The sequence below is a fragment of the Acinetobacter sp. TY1 genome (assembly GCF_048551395.1).
Taxonomy (GTDB): Bacteria; Pseudomonadota; Gammaproteobacteria; order Pseudomonadales; family Moraxellaceae; genus Acinetobacter.
This window is the reverse complement of record NZ_JBLYZK010000067.1, coordinates 1-1,644: the sequence shown is the minus strand read 5'-3', so window position 1 is coordinate 1,644 and position 1,644 is coordinate 1. Positions and strand designations below refer to the sequence as shown.

The window sequence follows — 1,644 nt, the reverse complement described above, 5'->3', positions numbered from 1 at the left end:
GCCGCTTTCGCACCTTCACCCGATGCAATAATGATTTGCTTGTATGGTACAGTGGTACAGTCACCTGCAGCAAAGACACCTTTTACAGATGTTTCATTGCGTTCATTAACCACAATCTCATTACGGTTTGAAAGCTCTACAGCACTGTCTTTTAAGAAGTCAGTATTAGGTAACAAGCCAATTTGAACGAAGATCCCTGCAAGTTCTAATGTATGCTCAATCTCCGTTGCACGATCTTTGTATTTAATGGCTGTGACTTGTGAACCATCACCAATAACCTCAGTTGCTAAAACATTCAATAGTACTGTGGTATTTGGCAAACTATTCAACTTATCTTGAAGTACTTGGTCAGCACGTAGCTTAGTATCAAACTCCAGTACCGTTACATGCTCAACAATACCCGCAAGGTCAATGGCAGCTTCTACACCTGAGTTACCACCACCAATCACCGCAACACGTTTACCTTTGAACAATGGACCATCACAGTGTGGGCAATATGCAACTCCACGAGTTTTGTATTCTTTCTCACCTGGTACATTCATTTCTCTCCAACGTGCACCTGTAGATAAAATCACAGTTTTTGATTCAAGTTTTGCACCATTTTCAAGTTCAAGCTGAACTAAACCATTGGCTGTTTGATCTGCACCGACAATGCTTTTCACTTTTTGTAGGTTCATAATATCTACACCGTACTCTCGTACATGTGCTTCCATATCTGCACCAAACTTTGGACCTTGAGTTTTTTGCACTGAAATAAAGTTTTCAATGTCCATCGTATCCATAACCTGACCACCGAAGCGCTCAGACACAATACCTGTACGAATACCTTTACGTGCAGCATACATTGCCGCTGTTGCACCTGCAGGACCACCACCAATCACCAGCACATCAAAGGCTTCTTTAGCATTCAATTTTTCAGCATCTTTTGCTGCTGCACCAGTATCTAATTTAGCAATGATTTCTTCTAGGGTCATACGACCTTGACCAATGTGCTGACCATTTTGGAATAACATTGGTACAGCCATGATTTTACGTTCTTCAACTTCATCTTGGAAGAAAGCACCATCAATCATCGTTGCTGTTGTACCTGGGTTGTTAATCGCAATCAGATTCAGAGCTTGAACCACATCAGGACAGTTATGACAGCTTAGTGAGACGAACACATCAAAGTCAGATTGAATATTTAAGCCTTTGATTTGTGCCAAAACTTCATCAGATACTTTTGCTGCATAACCTGAAACTTGCAGTAAAGCTAAGATCAATGAAGTGAATTCGTGACCCATTGGCAAGCCTGCGAAGAACACACGTGGTTGCTCGCCGACTTTCGCAATACCGAAGCTTGGTTTGCGGCTATTTTGCCCATCAAGACGTGCAGTCACTTGATCAGACAGTGCAGCAACTTCAGTGACTAATTCTTTAATTTTTTCAGCTTTATCAGAGTTGTCTAAAGAAGCGACCAATTCAATTGGGCTTTCAAGACGTTCAAGTAAAGTTTTTAATTGTGCAGAAGTATTTGTATCTAACATCGTTCAATCTCCAAAGGAGTAAATTTATTGCTTGAGAATATAATACGTTAAATCACAGAATAGAGGAAACAGGTTGTTTTTATATTTATAATCGGTTTTTTGAATTTTAAGACGGTTT

1 protein-coding gene is annotated in these 1,644 nt (G+C 40.2%); it reads right to left on the bottom strand.

Going from position 1 to position 1,644, the window contains the following annotated elements:
- The coding region (ahpF, locus tag ACK2M2_RS16355) for an alkyl hydroperoxide reductase subunit F (protein ID WP_419349905.1) at positions 1-1,526 on the bottom strand (1,526 nt) is incomplete at its 3' end.
- Between the last annotated feature and the right edge of the window lie 118 nt (positions 1,527-1,644).